The sequence below is a fragment of the Methylomonas sp. MK1 genome (assembly GCF_000365425.1).
In the GTDB taxonomy this organism is placed as follows: domain Bacteria; phylum Pseudomonadota; class Gammaproteobacteria; order Methylococcales; family Methylomonadaceae; genus Methylomonas.
Genome location: NZ_AQOV01000001.1, coordinates 486,987 through 508,371, shown reverse-complemented (window position 1 = coordinate 508,371; position 21,385 = coordinate 486,987). Strand labels below are relative to the sequence as shown.

18 protein-coding genes and 2 tRNA genes are annotated in these 21,385 nt (G+C 50.5%); 12 read left to right on the top strand and 8 right to left on the bottom strand.

Translation table 11 applies throughout. The features are described from left to right. Positions 1 to 17 precede the first annotated feature (17 nt). Genes G006_RS0102160 through G006_RS0102140 form a run of 5 tightly spaced genes read left to right on the top strand, consistent with a single transcriptional unit; the run spans position 18 to position 5,593 of the window. Positions 18 to 386 (top strand): response regulator, encoded by a 369-nt coding sequence (locus G006_RS0102160; protein WP_020481515.1) that lies wholly within the window; start codon positions 18 to 20, stop codon positions 384 to 386. Positions 387 to 417: 31 nt separating this feature from the next. Continuing rightward, positions 418 to 750, top strand: coding sequence for an STAS domain-containing protein (locus G006_RS0102155; protein ID WP_020481514.1), 333 nt, complete (start codon positions 418 to 420; stop codon positions 748 to 750). Next, the gene (locus G006_RS0102150) at positions 747 to 2,948 is read left to right on the top strand and encodes a chemotaxis protein CheA (RefSeq protein ID WP_020481513.1); all 2,202 of its coding nucleotides are present in this window, start codon (positions 747 to 749) and stop codon (positions 2,946 to 2,948) included. The genes G006_RS0102155 and G006_RS0102150 overlap by 4 nt, the downstream gene beginning before the upstream one ends. A gap of 45 nt (positions 2,949 to 2,993) precedes the next feature. Next, complete coding sequence (locus G006_RS0102145; protein ID WP_020481512.1) at positions 2,994 to 5,030, top strand: methyl-accepting chemotaxis protein; 2,037 nt, start codon at positions 2,994 to 2,996, stop codon at positions 5,028 to 5,030. Positions 5,031 to 5,047: 17 nt separating this feature from the next. Then, the gene (locus tag G006_RS0102140; protein WP_020481511.1) at positions 5,048 to 5,593 is read left to right on the top strand and encodes a chemotaxis protein CheW; all 546 of its coding nucleotides are present in this window, start codon (positions 5,048 to 5,050) and stop codon (positions 5,591 to 5,593) included. 15 nt (positions 5,594 to 5,608) lie between these two features. Here the strand turns inward: G006_RS0102140 and G006_RS0102135 are convergent, their stop codons facing one another. The 5 genes from G006_RS0102135 to rpiA all read right to left on the bottom strand — a co-directional run bounded on the left by G006_RS0102135 (position 5,609) and on the right by rpiA (position 11,024). Then, the gene (locus tag G006_RS0102135) at positions 5,609 to 5,998 is read right to left on the bottom strand and encodes a bacteriohemerythrin (protein WP_020481510.1); all 390 of its coding nucleotides are present in this window, start codon (positions 5,996 to 5,998) and stop codon (positions 5,609 to 5,611) included. Positions 5,999 to 6,021: 23 nt separating this feature from the next. Continuing rightward, positions 6,022 to 6,435, bottom strand: coding sequence for a bacteriohemerythrin (locus G006_RS0102130; RefSeq protein WP_020481509.1), 414 nt, complete (start codon positions 6,433 to 6,435; stop codon positions 6,022 to 6,024). Between the two features lie 22 nt (positions 6,436 to 6,457). Continuing rightward, positions 6,458 to 8,335: a methyl-accepting chemotaxis protein gene (locus G006_RS26810; RefSeq protein WP_020481508.1), complete on the bottom strand. Its 1,878-nt coding sequence runs from the start codon at positions 8,333 to 8,335 to the stop codon at positions 6,458 to 6,460. A 140-nt stretch (positions 8,336 to 8,475) separates the two neighbouring features. Continuing rightward, entirely contained in the window at positions 8,476 to 10,149 is a 1,674-nt protein-coding gene (locus G006_RS0102120) for a formate--tetrahydrofolate ligase (protein ID WP_020481507.1), read from the bottom strand. Between the two features lie 197 nt (positions 10,150 to 10,346). Next, entirely contained in the window at positions 10,347 to 11,024 is a 678-nt protein-coding gene (rpiA, locus tag G006_RS0102115; RefSeq protein ID WP_020481506.1) for a ribose-5-phosphate isomerase RpiA, read from the bottom strand. A gap of 190 nt (positions 11,025 to 11,214) precedes the next feature. Here rpiA and ilvA point away from each other — a divergent pair, with 190 nt between their 5' ends. Beyond that, complete coding sequence (gene ilvA, locus G006_RS0102110; RefSeq protein WP_020481505.1) at positions 11,215 to 12,750, top strand: threonine ammonia-lyase, biosynthetic; 1,536 nt, start codon at positions 11,215 to 11,217, stop codon at positions 12,748 to 12,750. Between the two features lie 62 nt (positions 12,751 to 12,812). On the opposite strand, the gene G006_RS0102105 is transcribed toward ilvA, so the two are convergent. Then, entirely contained in the window at positions 12,813 to 13,697 is an 885-nt protein-coding gene (locus G006_RS0102105; protein ID WP_020481504.1) for a fructosamine kinase family protein, read from the bottom strand. A gap of 14 nt (positions 13,698 to 13,711) precedes the next feature. Beyond that, positions 13,712 to 15,373 (bottom strand): glutamine--tRNA ligase/YqeY domain fusion protein, encoded by a 1,662-nt coding sequence (locus G006_RS0102100; RefSeq protein ID WP_020481503.1) that lies wholly within the window; start codon positions 15,371 to 15,373, stop codon positions 13,712 to 13,714. Between the two features lie 242 nt (positions 15,374 to 15,615). Here G006_RS0102100 and rpoH point away from each other — a divergent pair, with 242 nt between their 5' ends. The 6 genes from rpoH (at position 15,616) to G006_RS0102070 (ending at position 20,828) form a co-directional block, all read left to right on the top strand. Next, the gene (rpoH, locus tag G006_RS0102095) at positions 15,616 to 16,470 is read left to right on the top strand and encodes an RNA polymerase sigma factor RpoH (protein ID WP_020481502.1); all 855 of its coding nucleotides are present in this window, start codon (positions 15,616 to 15,618) and stop codon (positions 16,468 to 16,470) included. Positions 16,471 to 16,518: 48 nt separating this feature from the next. Beyond that, a tRNA-Leu gene (locus G006_RS0102090) sits at positions 16,519 to 16,603 on the top strand. A gap of 120 nt (positions 16,604 to 16,723) precedes the next feature. Continuing rightward, positions 16,724 to 18,523, top strand: a complete 1,800-nt coding sequence (locus tag G006_RS0102085; protein ID WP_051067662.1) for an ABC transporter transmembrane domain-containing protein — start codon at positions 16,724 to 16,726, stop codon at positions 18,521 to 18,523. Positions 18,524 to 18,674: 151 nt separating this feature from the next. Next, positions 18,675 to 19,988 carry a YihY/virulence factor BrkB family protein gene (locus tag G006_RS0102080; protein WP_020481500.1) on the top strand — a complete coding sequence of 438 codons (1,314 nt, stop codon included), beginning with the start codon at positions 18,675 to 18,677 and terminating at the stop codon, positions 19,986 to 19,988. 298 nt (positions 19,989 to 20,286) lie between these two features. After that, a complete protein-coding gene (locus tag G006_RS0102075; RefSeq protein WP_020481499.1) occupies positions 20,287 to 20,529 on the top strand; it encodes a type II toxin-antitoxin system ParD family antitoxin in 243 nt (80 codons plus the stop codon). Next, the gene (locus G006_RS0102070) at positions 20,529 to 20,828 is read left to right on the top strand and encodes a type II toxin-antitoxin system RelE/ParE family toxin (RefSeq protein WP_020481498.1); all 300 of its coding nucleotides are present in this window, start codon (positions 20,529 to 20,531) and stop codon (positions 20,826 to 20,828) included. Before G006_RS0102075 ends, G006_RS0102070 begins: the two co-directional genes overlap by 1 nt. Before the next feature lie 186 nt (positions 20,829 to 21,014). Here the strand turns inward: G006_RS0102070 and G006_RS0102065 are convergent. Continuing rightward, positions 21,015 to 21,102 (bottom strand) — tRNA-Ser (locus G006_RS0102065). Positions 21,103 to 21,385: the final 283 nt, after the last annotated feature.

The window sequence follows — 21,385 nt, the reverse complement described above, 5'->3', positions numbered from 1 at the left end:
CAATGAAGGATTGAGTAATGGCTAAAACCATCATGATTGTTGATGATTCGGCATCCATCCGGCAGGTTGTCGGTATTGCCCTTAAAGGCGCGGGTTACGATGTGATCGAGGCCTGCGACGGCCGGGATGCGCTGAATAAATTAACCGGGCAAAAAATCAATCTGATCATCACCGATGTGAATATGCCGAATATGGACGGCATAACCTTTGTTACGGAAGCCAAAAAATTGCCGGCTTACAAATTCACTCCGATGATGATGCTGACTACCGAAGCCGCCGACGATAAAAAGCAGGCTGGCAAGGCGGCAGGGGCGAAAGCCTGGCTGACCAAACCGTTTCAGGCCCCCACTTTACTCGACGCGGTGTCCAAATTGGTGTTGCCTTAAAAACAACTCCGCCGCACAAGGGGAGAAAACCTTGGCTATCCAACTAAAACAACAAAAAAAGGGCGTCACCCAGCTAGCTATACAGGGTGAATTAACCATTTATTCGGTGCTGGAACACAAACAAGCACTATCCCAGTATCTGAGCTCGGCTAAGGACATCCAAATCGATCTTGCCGATGTCACTGAAATAGATAGTGCCGGTTTGCAATTACTGATGTTTCTAAAGCAGGAAGCCGTCAGCCGCGATATCAGCTTTAGCCTCAGTCAACATAGCGAGGCGGTCGTTGAAGTGTTGGAACTGCTTAACCTGAGTAAGCATTTCGGGGACCCTATCGTAATCTCCGCAGATTGGAAATCATCATGAGCGAATTTGATGCTGCCTTAACGGTTTTCGCCCAAGAGGCTGAAGAGTTGTTGACGGATATGGAAGACGCTTTGTTGTCTCTGGAGAGCAAACCGGACGATAGCGAAACCATCAATAGTTTGTTCAGGGCCATGCACACCATCAAAGGCTCTTCCGGATTGTTTGGCTTCAATGCCATTGTGGGCTTTACCCACGAAGCCGAGTCGGTTCTAGATAAGGTGCGTAATGGTGAACACAGCATCGACGCGGAATTGATTTCTGTCTTACTGGACAGTAAGGATCACACGGCTAAATTGATCGAACATTGTTTGACGCAGAAAGACGCTGCATTACCGGCGAGTTTGGCGGCGGACGGAGAACGTTTGATTCGGCAGTTGACCGGACGGCAAACGACCGACATGCAGCAGAGCGACGATATTGTCCAGCTGGAAATTGAAGGCGGCGGCGAAATATCGGTGGACGACAACTGGCTCATTTCTTTAGAGTTTCAGAAAGATGCTTTCAGAAACGGCATGGATCCCTTGTCGTTTATTCGCTATCTGTGCACCTTGGGAGAGATTAAACAAATTCTTACCGTAGCCTCGGAGATGCCGGTCGGTGACGACATGGATCCGGAAAGCTGCTATTTGCATTTCAAAATTGCTTTTCAGAGCGATGCGAATAAACAGACGATAGAGGCGGTGTTTGACTTTGCCGCGGACGATTGCGATATCAAAATTTTGCCGCCCAATTCCAAACTAGAGGAATATCTAAATCTGTTGAATGCTCAGGATGACAATCATGTTAAGCGTTTGGGCGATATGCTGGTGCAGGTCGGCGCCCTGACTCAGAATGATGTCAATCATGCCTTGCAACGCCAGCAGGCGAGTGTTGATGCGGAACAGGAAGCTCCCGGCAAACCGTTGGGCGAAATACTGGTTGAGCAACACGTCGTACAGCAGCCATTGGTCGATCAAGCGCTGAAAAAACAGGAGCAGACCAAACAAAAACTGGCAAGCGAAGCCAATTACATTAGGGTCGATGCCACCAAACTAGGCCATTTGATCAATTTGGTCGGTGAACTGGTGATTTCCAGTGCCGCGATGAATTTGATCGTTGAGCGGCATGGCCTCAGCGATGCCGGCGATGTGGCCGCCAGCATGAATGCCTTAGTCGGCAGTATTCGCGATACCGCATTGGAATTGCGCATGGTGCAAATTGGCGAAACCTTTTCCCGGTTTAAACGGGTGGTGCGCGACGTTAGTAAAGAATTGAATAAAGACATCGAACTTTTTATCAGCGGCGGCGAAACCGAGTTGGATAAAACGGTCGTCGAAAAAATCAACGATCCATTAACGCATTTGATCCGCAACGCCCTCGATCACGGCATTGAAAGTCCCGAGCAGCGGCTCGCCGTTGGTAAGCCGGCACAAGGTACCGTGCAACTCAATGCCTACCACGAATCCGGGCATATCGTGATTCAAATCGCCGATGACGGCGCTGGTTTGAACAGCGAGCGAATACTCGCCAAAGCACTAGCCAACGGTTTGATTAAACCCGATCACGATTTGTCCCAACAAGACATTCACAATCTGATATTCGCCGCCGGACTTAGCACCAAGGATCAAGCCACCAATTTATCCGGGCGCGGTGTCGGCATGGATGTGGTGAAAAAAAATATCGAAGCCTTACGCGGCTCCGTCGAGATAGACAGCGTAGAAGGCGAGGGCACCACCATTTCCATACGCTTACCGCTGACCTTGGCGATTATCGACGGTTTTATGGTCGGTACCGGTCAGGACCGCTACATCATCCCGTTGAGTATGGTGGACGAATGCATCGAGATGAATGCCAACGAATGCGAGATTGATGAATTACAGCATTACATTAATTTACGCGGCCAGGTCTTGCCATATTTACGTTTGGGCGACTATTTCCATAACCAAATCGCCGACATTAATAGAAAGCGCGAAAGCGTGGTGGTGGTCAAATTCGGGCAAACCAAGGCCGGGTTTGTTGTCGATGAATTGCATGGCGAGCATCAAACCGTGATCAAGCCGCTTGGCAAAGTGTTCGAAAGATTAAACGGTATCACCGGCGCAACCGTGCTGGGCGATGGCAATGTCGCGCTGATTTTGGATGTGCAAGGTTTGATTCAAGCCGCCATCAAAAATAAAAGCCGACCGGCACCATTCTTAACGTCGCAGCGAATCCAGTAAGTTAAAGATTTCTTACAGTTATATTCCTAATAGAGGGAAAAGAGCATGAACATTAACGACCTAAAAATAAAAACAAAAATCTTGACGGGGGCGATGCTACTGGTGGCAATTACTATTGCTTTCGGTGGCTTGTCCAAACTATACATTGGTTATCTTGCCGAAGCAATTGAATCGATTACCGCTAACAACGGTAAGTCGGTGGAATATGCGACGGGTGTAGAGCGAGCTGCATTACAAACTGTCATGGCGCAGCGCACTTATCGAATATCTGAAAGCGACGCCGATGCCGATAAAGTTCAAGAAAGTATCAAAAATGTTCTCGGTTCTTTGGATAAAGTTGATCAACAGGCGAAGCAATTTAACAACGCTGAATTGCTTAACCAGTCTAAACTGGCGCGTGAGGGTACTTTGGATTTCTCCGAGAAGTTTCGAGCGATGGTGGCTTCCATTAAATTGAACAAAGCCGCTGTGGAAACTATGACCACCAAAGGCAACGCGGTTGCCAAAGCTGCCGACGACTTTCAGGATCGTCAAGTACGTCTATACAATGAAGCCCAGAAAAAGGGTGTGACGGGTCCGGAACTGGACGCCTACGTCCAACGCTATATAGGCGCGACTGAGATATACATGAAAGCCATGGAAATCATGCGGGCCGAAAAGGAGGAGGTCAATTATAAAGACCGAGTTGCTTGGAAAAAAATGCAGGTAGCCTTGCCTGCTTTATTGAAAGCATATGATGATTTACAAAAAATCGTTAATTCTGAAGAAGCCTTGCGTCTGATAGACACCGCCCGGACTAGCACCCGCGAATATCAACAAGCGGCCGAAGAGTGGATTGATAACGACGATAAACGCAACGGCATTCGCAAGGATATGCTGGAAGCAGCTGATAATGTGGTTAAACAAGCTCAAACTGCCGAAGAGGCGGGTTATGCGCAATTAGCTGCTGCTGCTATAAGCGCCGACCAATTAGTCGATGAGGCCAATAAAATTATTATCGGCACCATCATTGCCGCATTGATTTTGGGCGTCATCATCGCGATGTTCCTGGCGAACTTGATTACCGTGCCGATTACCATTGGGGTTAAGTTTGCTCAATCGCTGTCCGAAGGCGATTTGACCGCGAAATTGGACGTTAACGGCAAAGATGAAATCGGTCAACTTGCACAGGCATTGCGCGATATGCGCGATAAGCTCAGTCAAGTGGTGGCGCAAGTACGTTCCAATTCGGATACCTTGGCCAGCGCCTCTCAAGAAGTCAGCGCCACTGCTCAGTCCATGAGTCAGATGGCCACCGAGCAGGCGGCTAGCGTCGAGGAGACCACTTCTTCGATTGAACAGCTCAATTCTTCGGTACAGCAAAATACCGAAAATGCCCATGTCACCGAACAAATGGCAACCAAGTCGGCAGGGGAAGCCCGTGACGGCGGGGAAGCAGTGAACGAGACTGTTCTGGCCATGAAGAACATCGCCAAAAAAATTGGTTTGATCGAGGATATTGCCTATAAAACCAATTTGCTGTCATTAAATGCGGCGATTGAAGCGGCCTCTGCCGGCGAACACGGCAAGGGCTTTGCGGTAGTGGCCGCGGAAGTTAGAAAACTGGCGGAAAGCAGCCGCGTCACTGCGGAAGAAATCAACGAGCTTGCCACCAACAGCGTAGCGATAGCTGAAAAAGCCGGTACCTTGATCGCTGCGGTAGTACCGAATATTGTGAAAACAGCCGATTTGGTGCAGGAAATTAATGCGGCGTCCATGGAGCAATCCAGTGGAATTAATCAAATTAACGATGCGATGCGCCAGCTTGATAAAGCGACTCAGCAAAATGCCGCCAGCGCCGAAGAATTAGCCGCTACGTCCGAGGAATTAAATGGACAGGCCACCCAGTTGCAGCATGCGGTAGCGTTTTTCAAACTGGATGGCAACAGTACTAAGTCGCAATCTTTTGGTAAAACACCGCCAGCCGCTAAGCGCCAGTCTCGCGGAGGGCCTGCGCAAAACTATGTTAAAAAACCGGTAGCAGTGAATAACCTTGCCGACAACTCGTTGGATTTTAACGACCAAGATTTTGAGCGCTTTTAGTCTCTGGAGAGCAGACCATGAGTAATCTGATTCGGAGAGAAACCGGCCACGCAGTAGCGGTTCAGGAGCAGGTAGGCCAATACCTGACTTTTTTAGTGGGGACAGAAAGTTTTGCGGTCAGCATTCTGGATGTTAAGGAAATTATCGAAATTGCCAACGTTACTCGGGTGCCTTTGACGCCGGACTATATTCACGGGGTGATCAATTTGCGCGGCAGTGTGGTGCCGGTTATAGATTTATCGGCGCGTTTAAGCCGGCATTGCTCGGAAGTCAGCAAACGCAGTTGTATCGTGTTGGTGGCGGTTGAAACCAGCGAGGGTTCGCAACTGATAGGGATGTTGGTGGACGAGGTCCGGGAAATTTTGGAAATTCCTCCCGCCAACATCCAGCCGGCGCCGGATTTCGGCACCGACATTCGTACCGATTTTATTCAAGCCATGGCGCGTGTCGATGACGTTTTTATTATACTTTTGGCGATTAGCCGGGTGCTGTCGCTGGACGAATTATCGCTACTAACCGATTTGGCGCAATCTCAAGAGCATCTGATCGTCAATTCGGACTAGCTTTTGATCTGGGAGCTATGCTGGAAGATTTTTTAGGTATTCTCCCAGCAGCTTATCTTCTTCAAGTATATGTACCAACACCCACCGGGTGACAAATGCTTTTATATCAGCCGGTTGCCAATGTCTATCGAAAATTGTTTCGGAAATTTCGTTCAGCTTTTCCAGCATCTGATTATGTGCGGATATATGTTGAATATAACCCGGATATCGGCATTGTTTCATTAGCTGTTCTTCCGCTTCGAAATGCTCACGGACGTGCTGATAAAACAGCATGAACAAATGCGTCAATGCCTCGCTGCTACCGGCTTCAACAATTTTATTTGCCAGATCGAACAATTGCCTATGCTGGGCATCCACCTTAGCGTGACCTATTGTGTAGTCTTCTTGCCAGATAAACTCGCTCATATTAAGGCCTAGTTATTGTGAAATTAAACGGTTTGTGAATGGTCTGAATTCTGTTCTTTGTGGATTTTGAAATAAGCATTAATAGCGGCATCTTCCTCCAGGATATGGTTAAGCCAGTCGCGCATGAAGCCAGACACATCTAATTCCTGGCATTTTTGCCGATTGATTTTTTGACTAAACGCGATCAGTTTCTCGAGCATCAAATTGTGCGTTTGCACATGATGTTGATATTCTGGATAGCCGTGTTGTTTCATAAAGGCTTCTTCAGCTTGAAAATGTTCTCTAACGTGTTGATAAAGCAACATAATGTTTTCGGCTAGCGCTTGCGTATCTTTCGAGTTCACCAGTTGGTTTGCTAGATCGAACAGTTCTCTGTGCTGTTGGTCAACCACTTCGTTTCCGAGCAAATATTGATTTTCCCAAACGAATTTGTTCATGTTGTTTCCGTCATCTTTTTTGTTAGTGCATCTTAAAAAAACCAACTTCTCGCATTAGCGTTTGGCTTTGATCGTTTAACTCTTCCGCGGTGGCGGCCAATTGCTCTGAAGCTGCCGCGTTATGCTGAATCGCCGTGTCCAACTGTCCTACCGCTTGACTGATTTGCCGGACGCCGGCAGCCTGTTCGTCGGATGCGGTAGCTATTTCCTGTACAAGCGTAGCGGTTTTTTGAATGCTGGGCAGCATTTGGCTGAAGATACGGCCGGCGTTTTGAGCGATGTCCAGGCCGGTATTGGCTAGTTCGCCGATTTCGTTGGCAGTATCCTGGCTGCGGGTCGCCAACTTCCGAACCTCCGTCGCCACCACCGAGAAGCCGGCGCCGTGTTCGCCCGCTTTGGCGGCGACAATCGAAGCGTTTAATGACAGCAAATTGGTTTGGTAGGCAATTGCTTCGATTAAGCCGATTTTTTCGGCGATTTTGTTCATCGCCACCACGGTGTCTCTGATTGCTTGTTCACCGCTTTGCGCCGATTCGGCGGCGGTAAGTGCAATTTTTTCCGTAGTCTGCGCATTCTCGTGGTTGTGCTCCACCGACCCGGTCAATTGTTCCAGTGCGGCGCTGGTTTGTTCGATGCTGGCCGCTTGTTCGCAGCTGCTTTGACTGAGTGTTTGCGCGGCATTATTGACTTCAGTAGAGGCTTGAGCGATTTGCGCAGAACAGCTGCCGATAGTGCCGATTACATCGGCCAGACGTTTTTGCATGGTCAGCATTGCGGCAAAAATGCCGACATGTTGCTCCGCTTGCGGCATGCCCCGCCGTTCCAGTTTGCCGGCAGCGATATTGACCGCCAGATTATTGACCTGCAACGGTTCGCCGCCCAACTGATTGGCTATATCCTTGCGCAGTATCCAAAATAACGAAAAAGATAAGCCCGCCACCACAAATATAAACACGCCGTTGAACAACAAACGGCGAATGGCGCTGCTTTCAATCGCCTTAGACGAGTCTATGGTGTCCTTGGCGATATAGTTTTCCACTTCTTTCAATAGATTGATCTTGCCGGTTTGCATCGCAAACCAGTGGGCCGGGTCCACCCCAAAACCGCCCTTGTCGGCATGGCTGAGCGCCTTGCTGCGCATGGCCGCAGTGTCGTCAATGAACTGTCCGCGCAGCGTTTGTTGTAAAAAATCCAGGTACGGTTGGGGGGCTACCGAGGCAAAAATATCCAGATAAGTATTCTGAAAAGCGATCAGAGTCACCAGTTTTTCATACATGCCAGGCCCAAAAGCATCCTTGGCAAAAGTGTTGGCCAATACTGCCCGCTCCACGCCTGCTTGTTCCTTGCCTTTCAGGAAATTGGCGTAGGCATCCAGTTTGTGATTGATTTGCACATTGGTGCTCAACTGCGGCAATTGGGCGATGATGGCCAGATAAGCGGCATTCAGATTGGAATAGTAATTGATGGTGGCTTCGCCGCTGGCGCGTAGAGCAGTGACTGACTGGCGAGTCTCGTCGAGTTGGTCGATTTGCCTGTCTGCCGCCGCCAAACCGGCCTTCAGATTGGTTGCGGCGGCTTTGGTGTCGAATGTTTTGAGAAACGCATTCAGTTGTTTCAGCTTTTCGTCGGTGGCTAAGCGTTGTTGCTCGAGTTCTGCTTTGAATTTCTGGCCGCCGCTACCCAAATGCCCCACCGACAAACCGCGTTCTTTTTGTAATTCATGTACCAGATCGCTGGCGTACACGGAAAAGTCGGCTAAAGAGATAATCTTTCCCGCTGACTGCATCTCCACAATATGGGTGTAGACCACGAAGGAGGACATTAGCAGTAAGCCCGCCAACGGTATCAGCGATAGGGCCGCTATTTTGTGGCTGAATTTAACGGTTTTCAAGTCAAGCATGTCCACTCCCGGCGACTATTTATATGCTCAAGCATAGTCCAGGGTGCTTATACCTGCTACGTGCAACGTCGAGGGAAACGGGCCGATTGCGTTCAAAAAAACTCGCCGAATCGACTCCGTTCGCCTTTCTATATTTAGATTTAGAACAAACCGCTGATGACGCCGTCGTCGCTAATATCGATACGCTCTGCCGCCGGTACTTTCGGTAAGCCCGGCATGGTCATCATGTCGCCGGCAATTGCTACGATGAAGCCGGCGCCGTTGGCCAGGCGTACTTCATTGATTTCCACAACGTGGTCGGTCGGTGCGCCCTTGGCGTTGGGGTTGGTGGAAAATGACATTTGGGTTTTGGCCATGCAGACCGGGAAATGGCCGTAGTTGGCTTGCAGCGCCTTTAACTCGGCGACGATCTTCGGGCTGGCGCTGATTTTTGCCGCGCCGTAAAGTTTGGTGGCGATGGCTTCGATTTTATTCCATAGCGGCAGTTCGCTGTCGTAAACGAAATTAAAGCCGGGCTCGCGGTGATCGACGATGTTCAGTATCTCTTGAGCCAGCTGTTCCGCGCCGGCCCCACCGTGCGCCCAGTGTTTGGCGACTACGCATTTAACCCCCAGCGCTTCGCATTTCTGTTGCAGCAGGCTAATTTCGGCATCGGTGTCGAAGGTAAAATGATTGATGCTGACGACACAGGGCAGCCCGTAATGCGTCGTGATGTTATGCAGATGGCGTTCCAGATTGGCAAAACCTTTTTCCAGCGCTGCCAGGTTTTCCTGGTTCAAGTCGTCTTTAGCTACACCGCCGTGGAATTTCAAAGCGCGTACTGTCGCGACCAATACCATTGCCGAGGGCTTTAAGCCAGACATGCGGCATTTGATGTCCAGAAATTTTTCCGCGCCCAAATCGGCGCCAAAACCGGCTTCGGTCACCGCATAGTCGGCTAGTTTCAAGGCAGTTTTGGTGGCAGTGACGGTATTGCAGCCGTGGGCGATATTCGCAAATGGGCCGCCGTGGATAATCGCCAGATTGTTTTCCAGCGTTTGCACTAGATTCGGTTTGATCGCATCTTTTAAGATGGCCGCCATTGCGCCGTGAGCTTTCAGATCGCTGGCGTAAACCGGCGTGACTTTATCGGATTTATAGCCTATGACGATACGGCCCAAACGTTCTTTTAAGTCAGCGCGGCTGGTGGCCAGGCATAGAATCGCCATTACTTCCGAGGCGACGACGATGTCGAAACCGTCTTCGCGCAAATAGCCATTAGCGGGCCCACCCTGGCCGATAGTGATTCTGCGCAACGCCCGGTCGTTCATATCGATCACCCGCTTCCATTGGATGCGGCGCGGGTCGATGTCCAGTTTGTTGCCGTGATTGATATGGTTGTCGATCAACGCGGACAATAAATTGTGCGCCACGCCGATGGCATGAAAGTCGCCAGTAAAATGCAGATTGATGTCTTCCATAGGCACCACTTGCGCGTAACCGCCGCCGGCCGCGCCGCCTTTTACACCGAAGCAGGGGCCTAATGAAGGCTCGCGCAGGCAGATAATGGTTTTTTTGCCTAGGCGGTTCAAAGCATCGCCCAAGCCCACGGTGGTGGTAGTTTTACCTTCGCCGGCAGGGGTGGGGCTGATCGCGGTGACTAAAATCAGTTTGCCGTCGGATTTATCGCTCAAGCTGTTGACATATTCCAGGGAAATTTTGGCTTTGTAGTGACCGTAAGGGTCCAGATGTTCGGCGGGAATGCCGAATTTTTCGTCGGCCAAATCAATAATCGGGCGCATGCTTGCCTGTTGGGCAATTTCAATGTCAGACATGGTAGTTCCTAAATACTCTGAGAAGTGTTGCAAAAGCAGAGCAGCCGGCGGCTGCGATGGGCGGATATTGTAGAGTTCAACGGCCTGGGCAGCCAGAAATTTAATGGAGAAAAGCCGGCAAGGCTAGACGGGTAGGGCGCTGCCGGCTTTTCGGCGATTAAGGTCGTCGCGCTGGACAACCTGTCGCAATAAGCGGTTTAGTAAGTAATCACTTCGCTACCTTTACCTACCAACACCACATCTGCGGCACGGATCGCAAACAGACCGTTGGTGATCACGCCGGGGATATTGTTAATGGTTTTTTCTAATTCGACTGGATCCAGAATGCTCAAGTTATGCACATCCAGAATCTCGCAAGCGTTGTCGGTGATATAGCTAACGCCGGTGTCCTTGTTCATGCGCAATTCGGGTTGGCCGCCCAGTTTAGCCAATTGCCGGGCCACGAAGCTGCGCGATAACGGTAATACTTCAACCGGTAACGGAAACTTGCCCATCACATCCACGCATTTGCTTTCGTCGACGATGCAGACAAATTTTTTGCTGGCGCCGGCGATGATTTTCTCGCGGGTCAATGCGCCGCCGCCGCCTTTCAACATTTTTTTATGTGGGGTAACTTCATCCGCGCCGTCCACATAAATATCCAGATCGCCGGATTGATTCAGGTCGATGACGCGAATGCCGATGGATTGTAAGTGTTCGGTGGTTTTAGCCGAGCTGGATACCGCGCCTTCGATGTCTCTTTTGAAATCGCAGTCGGCCAACAGATTGATTAAATGGGTGACGGTGGAGCCGGTTCCCATGCCGATGATGGGCACGTTTTTCAAATATTGCAGGGCAGCCTGAGCGACTTGTTTTTTTAATTCGTCTTGAGTCATGGTGATGGTCCTGATGGATTGCTCTTATAAATCTGACACGGCGTTTAACCCGTCATTGTATGGGATAATAACCGATTGACGCTGATCTCTCAGCAGTTTTTACGCCGACACGGCTCCAGGCAGCTTCGCCTAAACAGCCCCAGGACTTAAGCATGGACGGCAATTGCGCCAGCAGTTGCCGAGGACAATAATGCAGACATACATAGAAAAAATATTGCGGGCAAAAGTCTACGACGTTGCCGAGGAAACCCCGCTGGATTTTGCCGCTACGCTGTCGGAGAAAACCAACAACAAGGTCTATCTAAAACGCGAAGATTTACAGCCGGTGTTCTCGTTCAAATTGCGCGGCGCCTATAACAAGATTGCCTCGCTGACACCGCAACAAACCGCTCACGGCGTTATCGCCGCGTCTGCCGGCAATCATGCCCAAGGTGTGGCCTTGGCGGCCAAAAAATTGGGGATCAAAGCCTTGATTGTGATGCCTAAAACCACGCCGGAAATCAAGATCAAATCGGTCAAGGCGCGCGGTGCGAAAATTGTGCTGCATGGCGATTCTTACGACGATGCTTACGCCCACGCGATGGAGTTGGTCGCCGAAAAAGGTATGATCTTCATCCATCCTTACGACGACCCGGACGTGATAGCCGGGCAGGGCACCGTTGGCATGGAAATCCTGCGGCAGCATACCGGCGATATTCACGCGATTTTCGTGCCGGTCGGCGGCGGCGGACTAGTGGCTGGCATTGCCGCTTACGTCAAATTCGTGCGCCCGGATATTAAAGTCATCGCGGTGGAGCCGGACGACGCCGATTGTTTGAATCAAGCCTTACGCGCCGGTCAGCGCGTGATATTGGAACAAGTCGGTTTGTTCGCTGATGGCGTGGCGGTGAAGCAGATTGGCGAGGAACCTTTTCGCATCGCCCGGCAGTACGTCGATCAGGTGATTACCGTCAGTACCGACGAGATTTGCGCGGCCATCAAGGACATCTTCGACGACACCCGCTCGGTCGCCGAGCCGGCTGGCGCGTTGGCGGTGGCGGGTTTGAAAAAATACGCCGAACAACAGCATCTGCAGCAACACACGCTGATCGCCATCGACAGCGGCGCTAATATCAATTTCGACCGCTTGCGTTACGTTGCCGAGCGCACCTTGGTAGGCGAGCATAGAGAAATTCTGCTGGCGGTAGAAATACCGGAAGTGCCGGGCAGCTTTTTAAGATTTTGCAAAGTCATCGGCAAGCGCAGCATCACCGAATTCAATTACCGCTATTTCGATGCGCGCATGGCGCAAGTGTTTGTCGGTATCAGCAGCAGCGGCGCGGAAAACGACCGCCAGCATCTGATCGAGCAACTGGTTGAAGACGGTTTTCCGGTGACCGATATGACCGGCAACGAACTGGCCAAGGATCACATCCGCTATATGGTCGGCGGTCATGCGCCGTTCGAATTAAAAGAAAGCGTCTACAGCATCCAGTTTCCTGAGCGTCCTGGCGCGCTGCTGAAGTTTTTGCTGTCGCTGGGTAGTCAGTGGAATATTAGTCTGTTTCATTACCGCAATCATGGCGCAGCCTTTGGCAAGGTCTTGATGGGCTTGCAGATCGACGGCGAGCAGCGTGGGCGTTTCGAACAATGTTTGTCGAGTGTGGGGCTGGCGTATCATGACGAGACGGGTAATCCAGCCTATCGTCTGTTCGTGGGTGGTAGTGAGGCTGGCGAAGAATGGTGATACCGATATTGGAGTAACGGATTACTGACTATTTTTGCTGTGTGGCAAGGCGGCAGGATTGATTAGTTCAATTCTGCCAATAGCTGGCCGATCATGCTGTTGGCCTGGTTTAAGTAGCCGCTGCCAAACAGGTTTAGATGGTTGAGAATGTGGTAAAGGTTGTAAAGGGTTTTGCGGGTTTTGTAGCCACTGTCCAGCGGATATTCGGCTTGATGCGCCGCATAAAAATCGCGGCTGAAACCGCCGAATAATTCCGTCATGGCCAGATCCGCTTCGCGGTCGCCGTAATAGCAGGCCGGGTCGAAGATTATCGGTTGCCCTTGCTTATCTGCGGCAGCGTTGCCGCCCCATAAATCGCCGTGTAGTAAGGATGGGTACGGGCGGTAGTCGCTGAAAAAATCGCCTATTCTTTCCAGCAGTTTTTCCCCTTGAGTTTGCAGTGAGCCGCGATAACCATTGGCGGCGGCAAACTGCAATTGTTTGCCCAGGCGTTGCTGCTGCCAAAAACTTACCCAATCTTCGTGTCCGGCGTTGTGTTGTGGGGTGGAGCCAATGGTGTTATCGATGGGCCAGCCGAAATAGGCTTGCGGGCTTTGGTGCAGTGCGGCGAGTTGTTGGCCGAATAGGCTGGCGCTGCGGTTCTGTAATGAGCCCAATTCGATAAATTCCAATACCAGATAAGCGTGTTGTTGAAACTCACCAAAGCAAATTACTTTTGGTACGCGCACCGCGCCTATGCCTGCCAACTCGCGTAAACCGGCCGCTTCGGCAACAAACATAGCCGCCAAGTCCCCGCGGTTTAATTTGATAAACCAGTCGATGTTGGCGGCTTGCAGTCGGTAGGCGCTATTAATGTCGCCACCACCGACGCTGCTCAGGCGGTGGTTATGTAAAGATTGGCCGGTTTGGGTTTGAAGATGGCTAGCTAATGGTTGCAGCGCGGCCATGGTCGATTTTGCGGCTACTTTGCCCAACTATCGCGCAAGGTCACGGTGCGGTTAAACACCAGTTTTTCCGGCGTGCTGTCGGCGTAGTCCAGGCAAAAATAGCCGGTGCGCTCGAACTGATAACGAGTATCCGGTGTGGCGTTGACTAAACTAGCTTCCACTCGGCAATCGCTCAATACTTCCAACGAATTGGGATTGATGCCGTCCAGGAAGTTGTCCAAGGTGTCGGGGTTGGGGTGGCTGAACAAGCGGTCATATAAACGCAATTCAGCGGGGATGGCGTGTTGCTCGGATACCCAATGGATCACTCCTTTGACTTTACGGCCTTCCGGATTTTTGCCCAAGGTGGCGGGGTCGTAAGTACAATGCAGTTCAATGACATTGCCGGCACCGTCTTTAATGACTTCGTCGCATTTAATGACATAGGAACCGCGCAGTCTGACTTCGCCGCCTTCGACCAAGCGTTTGAAGTCTTTGGGTGGGTTTTCCATGAAATCGTCTTGTTCGATCAGGATGGTTTTGGAAAAGCTGACTTCACGGCTGCCCATTTCCGGCTTTTGCGGATGGTTGGCGATTTGATAGGTTTCGGTTTTGCCGTCTTCCCAATTGGTGATCACCACTTGTAAGGGTCTTAAAACAGCCATCGCTCTGGGCGCGCGTTCATTTAAATCTTCCCGGATGCAGTTTTCCAACACACCCATTTCGATCCAGGAATCGTTTTTGGTAACGCCTATGCGCTCGCAGAAATCCCGGATAGCTTCCGGGGTAAAGCCGGCCCGGCGTAGGCCGGAAATGGTCGGCATGCGTGGGTCGTCCCAGCCATTGACGTGTTTTTCGGTAACCAATTGCAACAGTTTGCGCTTGCTGACGATGGTGTATTCCAATTGTAGGCGCGCGAATTCAATTTGTTGCGGATGGCAAGGGGTTTGCAATTTGTCCAGCACCCAGTCGTAGAGTGGGCGGTGATCTTCGAACTCCAAGGTACAGATCGAGTGCGTGATGCCTTCCAATGCGTCGGAAATGCAATGGGTGTAGTCGTACATCGGGTACAGACACCAGGCGTCGCCGGTGCGTTGATGATGCACGCGGCGGATGCGGTAAATGGTCGGGTCGCGCATATTAATGTTAGGCGAGGCCATATCGATTTTGGCGCGCAATACATATTGGCCGTCAGCGAATTCGCCGGCACGCATGCGAGTAAACAAATCCAGGTTTTCGTCGATGGAACGGCTGCGGTCCGGGCTTTCCTTGCCGGGTTCGGTCAAGGTGCCGCGGTCGGCGCGCATTTGTTCTGGGGTAGAGCTGTCGACATAGGCGTCGCCCTGCTGAATCAATTGCACCGCATAGGCGTAAAGCTGCTCAAAATAATCGGAGGCGTGGTATTTGCCGGCCCACTTAAACCCTAACCATTGCACATCGCGTTCGATGGCTTCCATGTATTCGACGCTTTCTTTTTCCGGGTTAGTGTCGTCGAAGCGCAAATTGCAAGTGCCGTTGTTTTCGGCGGCCAGCGTGAAATTGAGGCAAATCGATTTGGCATGACCGATGTGCAGGTAACCATTGGGCTCGGGAGGAAAGCGGGTGGCGACTTTGCCGTTGTTTTTGTTGGCGGCCAGATCGGCGGCAATGATGTGTCTGATAAAGTTGGATGAAACTGGGCTATCGGAAGCTGACATGTTCGAGTAAATGGCTGTGGTTATTTATGAGGTGGGCGGCGAATATCGGGTCAGTCGCCATTTTAACGAGTTTGGCCGGAATTCGTAAAGGCGGCATCTTTTGTGGGTTTTGCCTTTCAATTGACCAAAAATTCAGTGTAACTAACTGTATTAAATGATTTTTACTAAATTATTAGCACTCTTGTTGATCGAGTGCTAGAATTTGGTCATCGTTAATTTATTCCACCGGAAACGAGGGTGATATGAACAATAGCTTGGCTTTACCGATCAATTTATCGGTTGGGACGTTTGATTCTTATTTAAGCCTGATATCTCAAATGCCCAAACTCAGCGTTGAGCAGGAGCAAGACCTGGCGTTGCGTTACCGGGATGAAGGCGATCTGAACGCCGCGCGCGAGCTGGTGATGTCTAATCTGCGTTTTGTGGCGCATGTGGCCAGAGGCTATGCGGGTTATGGCTTGCCATTGGCGGACATTGTGCAGGAAGGCAACATCGGCTTGATGAAAGCGGTAAAACGTTTCGACCCGGACATGGGCGTGCGTCTGGTGTCTTTTGCCGTACATTGGATCAAAGCTGAAATCCACGAATATGTGATCAAAAACTGGCGCATTGTTAAAGTCGCTACCACTAAAGCGCAGCGCAAACTGTTTTTTAATCTGCGTAAATTCAAAAAGGACTTGAGCTACCTATCGCAAGACGACGCGGAAGCGATTGCGGAAAATCTGGATGTCGATGTTAAAACCGTTTACGAAATGGAACGGCGTTTGGATGGTCGCGATGTAGGGCTTGAGCCGAGTGGCGACGACAGCGAAGATCATGCGCAAGCGCCTATCGCTTATCTGGAACAGCACGGTGCCGATCCGGCTTTATTGTTGGAAAACAGCGACTGGGAAGACCGTAAGGAAGAATTACTGATGGATGCCATGGCCGGTTTGGACGACAGAAGCCGCGATATTCTGGCTAGCCGCTGGCTGGTGGAAGACAAAGCCACTTTGCACGAATTGGCGGATCGTTATCAAGTCTCGGCCGAGCGCATCAGGCAATTGGAACAAAATGCCATGAAAAAGCTGAAAGCAGCGGTGAGCTTGGTGGCGTAAAATAATGTTTGGCATTTCTGAAAAACTCAGTATAATGCTGCTTTCTTTGCCGGGGTGGTGAAACTGGTAGACGCGCCGGATTCAAAATCCGGTTCCGAAAGGAGTGTCGGTTCGATTCCGACCCTCGGTACCATCTACCTTTTATGGTAGTCAAAGAAATTTTAAAAACCCGCTAAGCCGCAAGGCTTAGCGGGTTTTTTATTTTTGACGTCTTATATTTCGTCAAAACCCCCTCCATCCAAGAGGTACTGGCATGCCAGCTCCCAAGTCTAAACACATCGATCCCACCCGCAAAATATCGACCTTGAAGGCGCTTTGGCCGTTTATTCGTCCCTATCGAGGCCGTATGTTTCTGGCTTTTTGCCTTTTGTGCCTGGGCTCGGCGACGATTTTGTTAGTGCCTTTGGCGTTCCGCGACATTATCGATTTTGGTTTTGGTCAGCGACAGGCTGAGCAAGGCGGTTTGTTGGGTTCGCTGAGCATGGATGGCCACTTTCTTGCTCTATTTGGCTTAGCCTGCCTGTGGGCTGTGACTATAGCCGCACGCTATTACACGGTCAGTTGGGTTGGCGAACGGGTGACGGCGGATTTGCGCAGCGCGGTTTACGAGCGGGTGTTGGCCCAGTCGCCGCAGTTCTTCGAAACCTTGCAAACCGGGGAAGTGTTGTCCCGACTGACCGGCGATACCACGCTGATCCAGACCGTGGTAGGTAGTTCGATATCCATGGGGTTGCGCAGTTTATTCCAGTTTGTCGGCGGCATGATTATGCTGGCGGTGACCAGTCTGCATCTGTTCTCGCTGATATTGGGTCTGATGATCTTGCTGACCTTACCGATTTTGGCTATGGGCCGGAAAGTAAAAAAGCTGTCGCGGGAATCGCAGGATAAGATTGCCGATGCCTCAGCGTTGGCCGGCGAGATCCTCAATGCTGTACCTACCGTCCAAGCTTATACTCAGGAACGTCGCGAAGCGAACCGCTTCAAAGAGCGCGCCGAAATCAGCTTCCTCACCGCCGTCCGACGCAGCCGGTTTCGTTCCGCATTGACTGTTATCGTCATCACGGCCGTGATGGGTTCTATCATTTTTGTGCTTTGGATCGGCGCCAACCAGGTCAACGCCGGTATTATGACCGGTGGGCAACTGGCTTCTTTTGTACTTTACGCCACGCTGGTGTCCAGTGGGGTCAGTACCATAGCCGAAGTCTGGGGCGATGTGATGCGGGCGACCGGCGCAACGGGGCGCTTGCTGGAACTGCTGCATGCCGAACCGGCGATAGTCGATACTGCCAAACCCCAGCCTTTGGCAAATGGCGACAAAGCGGCGATTGAATTTCAGCAAGTCAGCTTCAGCTATCCTTCGCGCTTACAAACCGCCGCCCTGGATAGGGTTGATCTGAGCATAGCCGCAGGGGAAAGTGTTGCCTTTATCGGTCCGTCCGGTGCCGGCAAGACCACACTGTTCCAATTATTATTGCGTTTTTACGATGTCACCCACGGCACCATCCGCCTAAACGGTCAGGATATTCGCCACCTGTCCTTGCAGGAACTACGGAGCAAAATTGCCATCGTGCCGCAAGACGCGGTGATATTCTCAACTTCCGCATTGGAGAATATCCGCTACGGCCGACCCGATGCCAGCGATGCGGAAGTCATTGCGGCGGGGCAATTGGCGCAGGTGGCGGAATTCATCGACCGCTTGCCTGATGGTTACCAAACCTTCCTCGGCGAGCGCGGTACGCGCCTGTCCGGTGGCCAACGCCAGCGTATCGCCATCGCCCGGGCTATTCTGAAAAACGCCCCCCTGTTGTTACTGGACGAGGCTACCAGCGCCCTGGATGCGGAGTCAGAAGTATTGGTGCAACAGGGTTTGAATGCGGCGATGCGAGGACGCACCACCTTGATTATCGCGCACCGCTTAGCAACCGTGAATAAAGTCAGCCGCATCGTGGTGTTGGATCAGGGACGCATCGTCGAAACCGGTTCGCCAGATGATTTACGAAAACAAAGCGGACTGTATGCCAGATTGGCAAACTTACAGTTTGACGTGCAATAAGCTCGGATAGCGCCGCAACCTGACGCGACCGAGTAGCTGGCTCGTCCGTGGGGCGCAAGACGTATTGAGATAAACTCCGCTTTTTCAATTTATACTGTCGGCGGAGAATGGATTCTATCTTCCCAGTTACCGCCGCCCGCCAAGTCCAGCCATGCACGACAAAATATTCAAATTCATTCAAGACGATATTTGGCTGCTGCACGAGCAAGATCTGCCTTATCTCCAAGAAAAACTGATCAAGTATTTAAAAATCGTTATTTTGTCCTTGCAAAGTTTCGGTCTCGATCTTTGCCAACTACGTGCCTCCGCGTTAACTTTGTACAGCATCTTGTCGATAGTGCCGGTCATTGCCATGTTGTTTGGCATTGCCAAGGGCTTTGGCTTTGAAACCATGCTGGAGCAAGAACTGTTGCAGCGTATGCCGGAGCGAGATGCGTTGGTGGTGCAACTAATCGGTTTTGCGAAAAACCTGCTGGACAGCACCAAGGGCGAAGTGGTGGCAGGGATAGGTATTGTTGTGCTGTTTTGGACCATCATCAGCTTGATAGGCAATATCGAAGAGTCTTTCAACTACATCTGGAAAATCGGCAAGAGCCGGTCCTTGGGCCGTAAATTTAGCGATTATTTATCTCTGATGCTGTTGGCGCCGGTGTTGCTGATCGCCGCCAGCAGCATCACCGTCTTTGTCAGTACGCAAATTACCTGGTTTATTACCGTCATTCAATTGCCGGCGTTCGCCAGCTGGTTGGTAGTTAATGCGCTGAGTTTGTCGCCTGTCCTGCTGATGACCGCCTTGTTTTCCTTCACGTTTATTTTTATGCCCAATCATAAAATAAGCTTTCACGCCGGCATTCTCGCCGGCGTCGTGACGGGCGTTAGTTACCATCTGTTGCAATGGGCGTATTTGAGCTTACAGATCGGCGTGTCGAGTTATAACGCCATTTACGGCAGTTTTGCGGCGTTACCCTTATTTGTGGTTTGGCTGCAAAGTTGTTGGATGATTGTGTTATTCGGCTGCGAGATGGCGTTTTATACCCAAAACTATCAAACCTATCGCAACAACAACCGCTTTGCGCATTTGAGTTTTGCCATGAAAAAGCTGGTGGCCCTGCAAGTTATGCATCTGATAGTCAAAAATTTTAGTCAATTGCATGCGCCTTTAAGTGCTGCCGAGATTGCCGGTGAGCTGGCTATACCTATTGCGATTGTTCAGGATGTGCTGGCGAAATTATTGCTGAGCCGCCTAATTGCCGTGCTGAAAGAACCTGAAGACAGCGACGAGGTCTATCTGCCGGCCGTAGATATTCATATCCTGACCATCAGCTTTGTGATCAACGCGCTGGAGCAATGCGGGCAAAACCAGTTGCCGGAGGCCAATCAGCAGTCGCTGCTGATCGACGCTGTCGAAAGCTTCAAAAGCATGATAGAAGCATCCGAGCGTAATCAGCTGCTAAAAGACATTTGAAACAGTCGGTGACATCAGTTCTAAAGCGCTAACATCGCAGATTGCTCCTGATTTCAGTTCATTGAAAGCCAGTGCAACATTTGCAGCAAGTTGCAAAGCAAGTGAATCGCTTCTTGGTGCTCAGCGAGCTCGAATTCTGACATAACCCCGAAAGTTAGTTTTTGTGTTTGTAACAGTGCAAAAAAGCTTTTGCATCATTTTTTGATGCTGCATTTTTTGTGGTTCTCGCACCGCCGATATATACCAATAAATAATATTAAATGGTATAAATATCCGATCAGATCAACAAAGGTTTGCCATGCAAAAAAACACAAGCGTTACACTCGGCACGCACTTCGAGCAGTTCATTGCTCAACAAATTAGCAACGGTCGCTATGGTTCAGCCAGTGAAGCAATCCGGGCAGGCTTGCGCCTATTGGAAGAGAGAGAAGCAAAGCTATCAGCCCTAAGACTTGCGCTTAAACAGGGTGAAGAAAGCGGAGCGGCTGATTATTCATTGAAAGGTTTGCTCGAAGAACTCGACAGTGAAAGTCATCACTGATGCTGGAATTTTCACTTACCAACGCCGCTAAAGCAGACTTAAAGAACATTGGTCGTTATACCCAAGAAACATGGGGCATTGAACAGCGAAACCGTTATTTAACTTTGCTCGACCAAAGCTTTTATGATTTGGTGACAAATCCGCTCATTGGGCGAGACTGTAGCGAAATTCTCCCCGGTTACCGCAAGCTTCCAGTCGGCAAACACCTTGTGTTTTATCGTCAAAAAGAATCCAATCAGATTGAAATTGTCCGTGTTCTTCATTCGCGCATGGATAGCGAAACCCATCTAATCGATTAATATAAAAGAAGCGAACTTTGATGCTCGGTTGGGATGACTAAACGGAAATAAAAGACGTTTTTCCGTCTGAACAGGTAAGGAATTTTGCCCATAAAAAAGCCCCTTTTGTGACAGTGTTTTTTAACACACACCGTTATTTCGGGCTCTAAAATTGAAAAACGTCATGTTTCTCAATAAGTTAAATCGTGGCGGAGAAAGAGGGATTCGAACCCTCGATACGTTGCCGTATACACACTTTCCAGGCGTGCGCCTTCGACCGCTCGGCCATCTCTCCTAATAGATTTTTGGGCCAATCCGCGGATGTAGTGCTTCAGAAATTGATCGCTTCAGAGCTTAATCTGCTTTTTGTCGCCGTGATAGCGACTGCCCAATTCCGACTAGGATAATGGATACGCGGTCATTTTGCAATTCAGGCGAGTATTTTCTCGGCTATTAACTTGGCCCCTGAGTTCTACGCAGTTGTTACTTCCCTAAAAGGCAATCCAATTTTAGTCATTGGCTTAGCGTCTGAGCCGCGGCTACTTGGGCTCGGTTGATGATGTTCTGTCGGCGATGAA

What these genes read in the sequence shown, in the direction of transcription:
- G006_RS0102160 (WP_020481515.1), top strand. Translation starts at nt 18, where the DNA reads ATGGCTAAAACCATCATGATTGTTGATGATTCGGCATCCATCCGGCAG.
- G006_RS0102150 (WP_020481513.1), top strand. Translation starts at nt 747, where the DNA reads ATGAGCGAATTTGATGCTGCCTTAACGGTTTTCGCCCAAGAGGCTGAA.
- G006_RS0102145 (WP_020481512.1), top strand. Translation starts at nt 2,994, where the DNA reads ATGAACATTAACGACCTAAAAATAAAAACAAAAATCTTGACGGGGGCG.
- G006_RS0102140 (WP_020481511.1), top strand. Translation starts at nt 5,048, where the DNA reads ATGAGTAATCTGATTCGGAGAGAAACCGGCCACGCAGTAGCGGTTCAG.
- G006_RS0102135 (WP_020481510.1), bottom strand. Translation starts at nt 5,998, where the DNA reads ATGAGCGAGTTTATCTGGCAAGAAGACTACACAATAGGTCACGCTAAG.
- G006_RS0102130 (WP_020481509.1), bottom strand. Translation starts at nt 6,435, where the DNA reads ATGAACAAATTCGTTTGGGAAAATCAATATTTGCTCGGAAACGAAGTG.
- G006_RS26810 (WP_020481508.1), bottom strand. Translation starts at nt 8,335, where the DNA reads ATGCTTGACTTGAAAACCGTTAAATTCAGCCACAAAATAGCGGCCCTA.
- G006_RS0102120 (WP_020481507.1), bottom strand. Translation starts at nt 10,149, where the DNA reads ATGTCTGACATTGAAATTGCCCAACAGGCAAGCATGCGCCCGATTATT.
- rpiA (WP_020481506.1), bottom strand. Translation starts at nt 11,024, where the DNA reads ATGACTCAAGACGAATTAAAAAAACAAGTCGCTCAGGCTGCCCTGCAA.
- ilvA (WP_020481505.1), top strand. Translation starts at nt 11,215, where the DNA reads ATGCAGACATACATAGAAAAAATATTGCGGGCAAAAGTCTACGACGTT.
- G006_RS0102105 (WP_020481504.1), bottom strand. Translation starts at nt 13,697, where the DNA reads ATGGCCGCGCTGCAACCATTAGCTAGCCATCTTCAAACCCAAACCGGC.
- G006_RS0102100 (WP_020481503.1), bottom strand. Translation starts at nt 15,373, where the DNA reads ATGTCAGCTTCCGATAGCCCAGTTTCATCCAACTTTATCAGACACATC.
- rpoH (WP_020481502.1), top strand. Translation starts at nt 15,616, where the DNA reads ATGAACAATAGCTTGGCTTTACCGATCAATTTATCGGTTGGGACGTTT.
- G006_RS0102085 (WP_051067662.1), top strand. Translation starts at nt 16,724, where the DNA reads ATGCCAGCTCCCAAGTCTAAACACATCGATCCCACCCGCAAAATATCG.
- G006_RS0102080 (WP_020481500.1), top strand. Translation starts at nt 18,675, where the DNA reads ATGCACGACAAAATATTCAAATTCATTCAAGACGATATTTGGCTGCTG.
- G006_RS0102075 (WP_020481499.1), top strand. Translation starts at nt 20,287, where the DNA reads ATGCAAAAAAACACAAGCGTTACACTCGGCACGCACTTCGAGCAGTTC.
- G006_RS0102070 (WP_020481498.1), top strand. Translation starts at nt 20,529, where the DNA reads ATGCTGGAATTTTCACTTACCAACGCCGCTAAAGCAGACTTAAAGAAC.